This window comes from Paenibacillus sp. UMB7766-LJ446 (assembly GCF_030226665.1).
Taxonomy (GTDB): Bacteria; Bacillota; Bacilli; order Paenibacillales; family Paenibacillaceae; genus Paenibacillus; species Paenibacillus vandeheii.
Window position 1 is genome coordinate 1 of record NZ_JASOYM010000029.1, and the last position, 7035, is coordinate 7035.

A 7035-nucleotide genomic window follows, 5' to 3' on the forward strand; every position below is an offset into this window, starting at 1 on the left:
TTCATCGGTGAACAGATTAGAAAAGAGATCAAACCCTACAAGTTGAGTAGGGTTTGATCTCTTTTCGCCACTATTCTATTGTTTAGACAGCTAACCTTGGATAAACCTAAACACTGCCGCCCCCATCGCCACTGCTAAAGCTGACAGTATCCAAGTTCCCCCTAGGCCCAACGCACGCCCATGGCTACGGCCGCCAAATGATGAAGGTTGGAATTGAATGCCGATCTTTTTTCCCCATTCGCTTCCCTTGGGCGCTGTCCTATTGGAGTTGCCGAAATCATTGTAAGATTGTTGTATTCGATGGTCAGGAAGCTTTTACTGGAGGCATCAATATCGGGGATGAATATACCGGATTAAAGTCGAATGTCGGCTTTGACGCGACACCCATATTCGAATAGTGGGTTAACCTTCAAACGAACTGCAAGCAGTCTTCGACGCCCATTGGAATATCGCGCCTTACTTTGTGCCAGATGCAGACATTATTATGGCGATTAAAGCAGCTTTGGTTCGCGGTGTCCGAGTGCGCTTAGTTACCCGCCACGTGGTATCGATCATCGTTGGAGCTGCAAGTCGGACCTACTATGGAGAACTTTTGGAAGCCGGGGTTCATATCTACCTCTACAATAAAGGCGTGTTGCATGCGAAGTTAATGATCATTGACGGAGAAATTGTCCTCAAATTTTGATTTAAGAAGCTACCGTCTGAATTATGAAGTGTGCGAAGTTGTGTACAGTTCTGAAGTAGCACGAAAACTGGCGGAACAATTCGAGCATGATCTTGCGGACTCCATTCCCTTACGGATGGAAGTCCCGCCTCAACGCACGCATTTGCAGCGGATTCTCGATCAAACGGCGTGCTTGCTTTCACCAATCATTTGATGAAAGAGGAAATGAAAAGTTGTTTCTTCAATTCTCAATTGAGTTCTTGCTAGGTTTTGTAGGATTGTCCATCATTACAAAGATGTTAGGGAAAAACCAATTTAGTCAAGTAACACCGTTTGACTTCATTTCAGCTATTTTTAGGTGAAGTCGTTGGAAATACTCTATATGACATGCAACTGTCTACCCTATGCTGTATTCTTTATTCTTATGGAGGTCATTTATGTTAGCTATTAAGACGGCAGGCCAAAAGTTTTGGAAATAAGAAGTTGGATCGATGGAACCCTGTGCCTTAATTCCGATAGTAGCATAATTACCCAATAGTTGGATTTCGTGCCGAATCAACTTATAAAAATATGGAGACTTAGTCCCTGGGCATCCGTTGAACTGCTAAAAAAATAAGAAGTATCAAACCCATATACCCAAATAGCGGATAAAGATAAGTAAGTAAGGAGGTGAAACCGGCTTGACTAATCAAAAAACTAGCAAGTAATATGCCAAGAACCAACCAACTTTTAGGAAGATTATAAAGACTTTGGATTTGACGAGAAATTCCGAATACATTGCCTATCAATGTGGTGAATATTTCTCCATAGATTACGAGCAAAAACAATACATGAAAATACCGCCCGAAATCTCGAATAATCTCGGCCATCGGAATATCGTATTGAAGAATCTCGGGCATCTTTGAGCTCATTGCAAAATGGCTGACAAGAAGCATAAAACCAAGACCAATGCCTCCCCAAAACCCTCCCCATTTTAATGCGCTTTCGTCATCCACCTCACTCCCCAGAGGAACCATAACGGCTAGAATAAAAGCAAAATTCAATCCTGCATACACAAACGGACTCACGAACCACTTCAAATTGTACAGTTGTTGGTTCTGCCAACCGACTATATCAAAAATATTGTCTATTCTGACAACCTTTACGACAAGGAGAATAGTGAAAAAAAGCATCATGGGAACAACTAACGAGTTTACGAACATAATTCCGCTGATTTCCTTCGTCATCACCAGATAACATAAAACGATGCTGATGATAATACCCAGTTGATAGGGTAGACGGAGTTGTTCTTCGAAAATGGTACCGGTTCCTGAAAGCATCACGGCCGTTACCCCAAATAGAATAATTAAAGTCAAGGCATTTGCGACTTTGCCGAAAATCTTGCCAAACAGATAAACATTAAACTCCTGATATGAAAATGCTTTGATATGGTGAGCTAGAATCATCATTTTAGTGCCGATCCACACAAAAAGAAAGGTGCTGCATAAAATGCCTAATACCCCATAGGCTCCGTATACCGTGAAAAACTGCATAATCGACTGTCCTGAAGCAAATCCGGCTCCCACCACGGTTCCCGAATATGTTGCGGCGATTTGTATTATCATACTTGTATTTTTCTTCATATTTCACCCATGTCCTGGTATAGTATAGAATCATTAAATTCTATGCTTAAAAAAAATGCTTATTCCAAAAGGAACTCGTTGTCAGCCGTTATGACGAGAATCGATAGTGGTCCGGTAGATCATCAATTAACAAACTTGAGTCTTTAACAATGACATGGTAAATATGCAGCTCATGAATCTGGGCATGATTTTTGGAATCGGTAAACTTATGGTTTTGGCCTTTATTTATCTACCGAGGATGAATCTGTGCAATCAACGCCCCGCTTGGCGATGCTCGAAGCCAGCAGATATAGCCCCACATAGATAGGAAAAGAATAGGTATGTTTCCAGTGAACGGGGTGGTATAAATCGGCCATTTGTGAGACCGGCTCGGCCACAAAAGCGGAAAATCCCCCAAATAGGAGAGCTTTGAACAACGGATGTATGCCAGACTTGTACTGGAGTAAGAACATCACCGTGACGGGAAGAAGTGAAAAATTCCATGGAAAATTGGCCGGCATGATCGGTATGACCTCCCAGTGATAATGCCAAAGTCCCATGGCAATCCCAAGCTGGTCCAGCCACGACGACACGATAATCATCATAAACCCGGATAGGAGAAACTGTCCCGTAGCTCTCTTATCCCGAAATCCGATCCAAAATAGCCAGGGGCATATCGATAAACCTACTCCCAACCACCATTGTCGCGTAAATAGTACGTGAGTGCGCCAAATGTCAGTCATGTTGCGGCGTGCTTAGACAATCAATTGATAGGCTTGTTCGATTACATGATGAATCTGATTTTCGTCCACCGATGCCACCCCTTTCCGTTATCCGGATACCGATCATTTTTCATTCGATATGTGCCTGCTTTGCCTCTTTATATACGCGAGTTTCCATACAGTATATTCGACGTTACAAATACACCAACCGGCGGCAACGAAGTTGAAGGCGGTTGCGGTGGGACATAGCCGCTATACCCCGCCAAGTTTATATCAGTTGTCGCTACCCAGGTTCCATATTCGCCCGCTTGTAAAGAGGGGGGGAGCATCTGCAGACGTCCGGTGAGAACCAGATGCCGAAGTTGAATCTGGACATCGTCATAGATGGTTAAATGGCCGGAGTAGGCGGCGTAGGGGGAATGAAACATGATCTGCTGCGCGCTTTCATTCCAGCTTCCTTCAATTGAAATCGGCGTTCCGCGAAATTGGATGGTGCCTTGAATTTGCTGGTCCTGCAAAACACGCATCACTAGTTTGCCCCACACAACCGGTCTTCCGGCGACAGATGCATGAACTCCCCATATGGATAAGGGAGGTAAACTCTTTGTACTTGTTTGAGCCGCAATGGACATGATTTATCACTCCTCAAAGTTGGATCACGTCATTATATGCGTCCTCGGCAAAAATGCCAGTCACTGGGCATGAATTCTTTACAGATAACCGAACCTGATCAAGTAAAAGAAGATGGACTATCTCTTATACTGGTTGTTTCTTAATGCAGACAGGTTTCGAACAAAATTGTTTCAACCCATCCCAGTTGCCCCAGATGCAATTTTTACATCGATTTGGTTGTCTTGGGGCAGAGGTAGTCCAGTTTTTAATGCTTGTACTGAATGTTGGTAACATGCAGGCATCCGCCTTTCCAAATTTATGCAAACAGCATTTAAGTTGTCCAGAAACGAATCATCCTATGCAGTTATCCGCATCGTGAAAGTCCGCTTGGATTTGATCCCATCTACCCTTGTCCCCTGCATACAAATATCAAAGGCCGGAGCAACCCATTTTGGGCAACAGCCGGCCATTTGGTCCTATTTCGCAGGCATTCTACCGATGGCTCGAATCGCAAACATTTTTCACACACCGATTCTCCCAGTTGTTGCAGAAGTCCTCATATACTTGCTCTACGCCACAGTCGGATAGCATGTGCCTGGCCAAAAAGTCATACCAGAACTGGTCGAAAGACAAGGGCATCCGGGTTCCATATTGGGAACGAAGGGTTACATAGCGGTCCCAGATTTTGATTCGGAATGCTGCCAATTCATCACATCGCTCCATGTCGGTTCGCCTTTAAGCGGCGCTGGTGTCGCTGGATATTTCTGACGTTTTCGCTTTTTCTTCGGAGAGCTTTTGAAATTGTTTCGCCCTTTCCAGATGAAAGGTACGTAATTGTTCGTGATACTGAGCCATTTTCATGTGCCAATCGTACATTTGCCTGACATAAGCGGCCTGGTCATGCGTATACATGGGCATTGCCTGTTTGATAAACTGCATTTGAAAACATTCCTCCTTGGGTTAGGTAAAGTTGAACTTACAGCATTAGTCTATGGCAGGCGCATAGAAGCGACAACGGCATCCGCCCGGTTTCCGGTCATTTTATCGGGTTGGTTGTCTATATGCAGGCGGAAACACAGCCTTTTGGGGACCTGACTCCTATGATGCATAAAGGATATGAAAATCGGAATAATATCAGTTGCATATTCTGAAAATGGCGAATGAAAAGGAGAAAGTATGGAAAAAAGCGAACTTAAATCACAATTTAAACAGCGAATCAAAACGACAAGTAACAAATCTCCAATAATCTTGGATGGAAAGGCAAGTGAAAATGTTCCAACCGAGCCGAGTTTAATGGAGCGAACCAAAGAAGTGATGGAGAATATAGGAACCGAAATAAATAGCGTCTGACAGTATATGGCTTTTATAGCTTGGTCAACGTAACCTTTGAGATTATCGATGGGGACATTCCGTACAGATTGGAACAAGTAAATGTTTCTCATAATCAAAACCGGCCGGTTAGGGATCGCCCTGACCGACCGTTACAGTGTATTTTAGCCAACGAAATTCGGATTGGGCCCCGTATTATCCTTTGGGTTTTACGAACAATGCAGCGAGAAACGAAAAAATAATCGCTGCGGATATTCCGGCACTGGTCACTTCGAAAATTCCGGTGATGATCCCAATCCAGCCATTGCTCTTTAGTTCTTGAAGCGCACCATGGACAAGAGCGTTACCAAAGCTTGTAATCGGGACCGATGCTCCTGCCCCGGCAAATTCAATCAGCGGATCATACCATCCAATTCCGTCGACAATCGCGCCCAATACAACAAGCAGGGTCATGGTGTGGGCCGGTGTAAGTTTCAAGACATCAAAACAAAATTGTCCGAAAACACAGATTGCACCTCCCACCAAAAAAGCCCAAAGAAAAATCATAATATCTCCCTCCCTGCCTCTATGGATACGGCATGAGCGATACAAGGAATGCTTTCCCCTTGTTGAAATGAAATCGGGGATAGCAGCGCCCCCGTAGCGACAACGAGGATTCGTTTCAGTTCACCTCTTCGCATCCGATTCAGCAAATGTCCATAGGTAACAACTGCTGAACAACCGCAGCCGCTTGCTCCGGCCTGAACCATTTGGGTTTCATAATCGTAAATCATCATCCCGCAATCGGAATATTCGGTTTGTTCGATGGGAAAGTTATGTTTCTTAAACAATTTACAGGCGATTTCATATCCGACTTTCGCAAGATCGCCGGTAACGATCAAATCGTAATAACCCGGTTCAATTCCCAAATCTCGAACATGCGCCTCAATGGTGTCTACCGCTGCAGGAGCCATCGCTGCGCCCATATTAAACGGATCTTTAATGCCCATATCGATAACCCGGCCAATGGTGGCAGATGTAACAACCGGTCCGTCACCTTCCATGGATACGATGGCAGCACCGGCCCCGGTTACCGTATATTGGGCGGTTGGCGGTTTTTGCGAACCGTACTCGGTCGGATATCGGAACTGTTTCTCCGCACCGGAATCATGGCTGCATGTCCCCGCCAATACAAATTTCGCCGAACCGGAATTTACAAGGTTAGCTGCTAATGCCAGACTTTCCATCGAGGTTGAACAAGCGCCAAACACACCGAGGTAAGGGATCGATAATGTTCGCGCGGCAAAACTGCTGCTAATGATTTGATTCATCAAATCCCCGCCTATGTAAAACTGTACTTGTTCCTTTGTCAACCCCGCATTTTCAATAGCCAGTTTTGCCGCTTCTTCAATCAATGCCTTTTCTGCTTTCTCCCAGCTCTTTTGTCCCATCATGGATTCTCCATGGACAATGTCAAAATCTTTGGCCAGCGGGCCTCTTCCTTCAAATGGACCCACTACCGTTGCTGTTGATCGGATGAACGGCTTGTTCTCAAATAGCCAACTCTGGTGTCCCTTTAACATATTAAGAGCCTCCCCCGCCTTTGATCAGCAAATGTACAATTCCTACCGCAAAGGCGGCGACTGTACCAAATACAATAACCGGTCCAGCCAGTTTAAACATTTTACCGCCAACACCGAGCACCATACCTTCACTCTGATGTTCAATCGCAGCGGATGCCATCGAATTCGCAAATCCCGTCACAGGCACTGCGGAACCCGCACCAGCCCATTGGGCAAACTTATCGTACACCCCCATGCTGGTCAGAATGACAGAAAGGAGTATCATAACCGCCACGGTAGGGTCTCCAGCTTTTTTCTCATCAAAGCCGCCCCAATGCACAAACATTTCCTGGATGGCTTGTCCAACCAAACAAATGGTCCCGCCAGCTATAAACGCACGAATGAAGTTTTTGAGTATGGGCCTCGGAGGTTCGACGCTTTGCGCCAATTCTTTATATTCCTGTTGTACCCGCGTTAAATTTTTCTTTATATTATTTGCCATGAACATCCTCCTCGATTTTCAGCTGACGTATAATTGGCGAATTGTTAACGAATCAGCAATGGTT

The 7035-nt window shown here is 44.9% G+C and carries 12 protein-coding genes; 4 read left to right on the forward strand and 8 right to left on the reverse strand.

Annotation, left to right across the window (positions count from 1 at the left end):
* The first annotated feature begins 484 nt into the window (after positions 1-484).
* The 3 genes from QP794_RS32925 to QP794_RS33430 all read left to right on the forward strand — a co-directional run bounded on the left by QP794_RS32925 (position 485) and on the right by QP794_RS33430 (position 1026).
* A complete protein-coding gene (locus tag QP794_RS32925; RefSeq protein ID WP_274360061.1) occupies positions 485-685 on the forward strand; it encodes a phospholipase D-like domain-containing protein in 201 nt (66 codons plus the stop codon).
* Positions 669-878 carry a phospholipase D-like domain-containing protein gene (locus tag QP794_RS32930; RefSeq protein ID WP_285080845.1) on the forward strand — a complete coding sequence of 70 codons (210 nt, stop codon included), beginning with the start codon at positions 669-671 and terminating at the stop codon, positions 876-878. The genes QP794_RS32925 and QP794_RS32930 overlap by 17 nt, the downstream gene beginning before the upstream one ends.
* A 64-nt stretch (positions 879-942) precedes the next feature.
* Positions 943-1026 (forward strand): hypothetical protein, encoded by an 84-nt coding sequence (locus tag QP794_RS33430; protein ID WP_483311979.1) that lies wholly within the window; start codon positions 943-945, stop codon positions 1024-1026.
* 216 nt (positions 1027-1242) lie between these two features.
* Here the strand turns inward: QP794_RS33430 and QP794_RS32940 are convergent, their stop codons facing one another.
* The 5 genes from QP794_RS32940 to QP794_RS32960 form a co-directional block, all read right to left on the reverse strand.
* Complete coding sequence (locus tag QP794_RS32940) at positions 1243-2286, reverse strand: YkvI family membrane protein (protein ID WP_023559061.1); 1044 nt, start codon at positions 2284-2286, stop codon at positions 1243-1245.
* Between the two features lie 221 nt (positions 2287-2507).
* Complete coding sequence (locus QP794_RS32945; RefSeq protein ID WP_285080841.1) at positions 2508-3008, reverse strand: CBO0543 family protein; 501 nt, start codon at positions 3006-3008, stop codon at positions 2508-2510.
* 137 nt (positions 3009-3145) lie between these two features.
* Positions 3146-3619, reverse strand: coding sequence for a hypothetical protein (locus QP794_RS32950; RefSeq protein ID WP_090728256.1), 474 nt, complete (start codon positions 3617-3619; stop codon positions 3146-3148).
* 472 nt (positions 3620-4091) lie between these two features.
* On the reverse strand, positions 4092-4322 hold the full coding sequence (locus QP794_RS32955) for a hypothetical protein (protein WP_143042177.1): 231 nt from the start codon (positions 4320-4322) through the stop codon (positions 4092-4094).
* A 12-nt stretch (positions 4323-4334) separates the two neighbouring features.
* Positions 4335-4538 carry a hypothetical protein gene (locus tag QP794_RS32960; protein WP_023559066.1) on the reverse strand — a complete coding sequence of 68 codons (204 nt, stop codon included), beginning with the start codon at positions 4536-4538 and terminating at the stop codon, positions 4335-4337.
* A gap of 237 nt (positions 4539-4775) precedes the next feature.
* On the opposite strand from QP794_RS32960, the gene QP794_RS32965 reads away from it, so the two are divergent.
* Entirely contained in the window at positions 4776-4949 is a 174-nt protein-coding gene (locus QP794_RS32965; protein ID WP_153784608.1) for a hypothetical protein, read from the forward strand.
* A 174-nt stretch (positions 4950-5123) separates the two neighbouring features.
* On the opposite strand, the gene spoVAE is transcribed toward QP794_RS32965, so the two are convergent.
* The 3 genes from spoVAE to spoVAC are packed head-to-tail and all read right to left on the reverse strand — an operon-like array spanning position 5124 to position 6971.
* Positions 5124-5474, reverse strand: coding sequence for a stage V sporulation protein AE (spoVAE, locus tag QP794_RS32970; RefSeq protein ID WP_005832063.1), 351 nt, complete (start codon positions 5472-5474; stop codon positions 5124-5126).
* Positions 5471-6490, reverse strand: a complete 1020-nt coding sequence (gene spoVAD, locus QP794_RS32975) for a stage V sporulation protein AD (protein WP_007784321.1) — start codon at positions 6488-6490, stop codon at positions 5471-5473. The genes spoVAE and spoVAD overlap by 4 nt, the downstream gene beginning before the upstream one ends.
* Before the next feature lies 1 nt (position 6491).
* Entirely contained in the window at positions 6492-6971 is a 480-nt protein-coding gene (gene spoVAC / locus QP794_RS32980; protein WP_090728258.1) for a stage V sporulation protein AC, read from the reverse strand.
* Positions 6972-7035: the final 64 nt, after the last annotated feature.

What these genes read in the sequence shown, in the direction of transcription:
- QP794_RS32960 (WP_023559066.1), bottom strand. Translation starts at nt 4,538, where the DNA reads ATGCAGTTTATCAAACAGGCAATGCCCATGTATACGCATGACCAGGCC.
- QP794_RS32940 (WP_023559061.1), bottom strand. Translation starts at nt 2,286, where the DNA reads ATGAAGAAAAATACAAGTATGATAATACAAATCGCCGCAACATATTCG.
- QP794_RS32945 (WP_285080841.1), bottom strand. Translation starts at nt 3,008, where the DNA reads ATGACTGACATTTGGCGCACTCACGTACTATTTACGCGACAATGGTGG.
- spoVAC (WP_090728258.1), bottom strand. Translation starts at nt 6,971, where the DNA reads ATGGCAAATAATATAAAGAAAAATTTAACGCGGGTACAACAGGAATAT.
- QP794_RS32955 (WP_143042177.1), bottom strand. Translation starts at nt 4,322, where the DNA reads ATGGAGCGATGTGATGAATTGGCAGCATTCCGAATCAAAATCTGGGAC.
- QP794_RS32950 (WP_090728256.1), bottom strand. Translation starts at nt 3,619, where the DNA reads ATGTCCATTGCGGCTCAAACAAGTACAAAGAGTTTACCTCCCTTATCC.
- spoVAD (WP_007784321.1), bottom strand. Translation starts at nt 6,490, where the DNA reads ATGTTAAAGGGACACCAGAGTTGGCTATTTGAGAACAAGCCGTTCATC.
- QP794_RS32925 (WP_274360061.1), top strand. Translation starts at nt 485, where the DNA reads ATGGCGATTAAAGCAGCTTTGGTTCGCGGTGTCCGAGTGCGCTTAGTT.
- QP794_RS32965 (WP_153784608.1), top strand. Translation starts at nt 4,776, where the DNA reads ATGGAAAAAAGCGAACTTAAATCACAATTTAAACAGCGAATCAAAACG.
- spoVAE (WP_005832063.1), bottom strand. Translation starts at nt 5,474, where the DNA reads ATGATTTTTCTTTGGGCTTTTTTGGTGGGAGGTGCAATCTGTGTTTTC.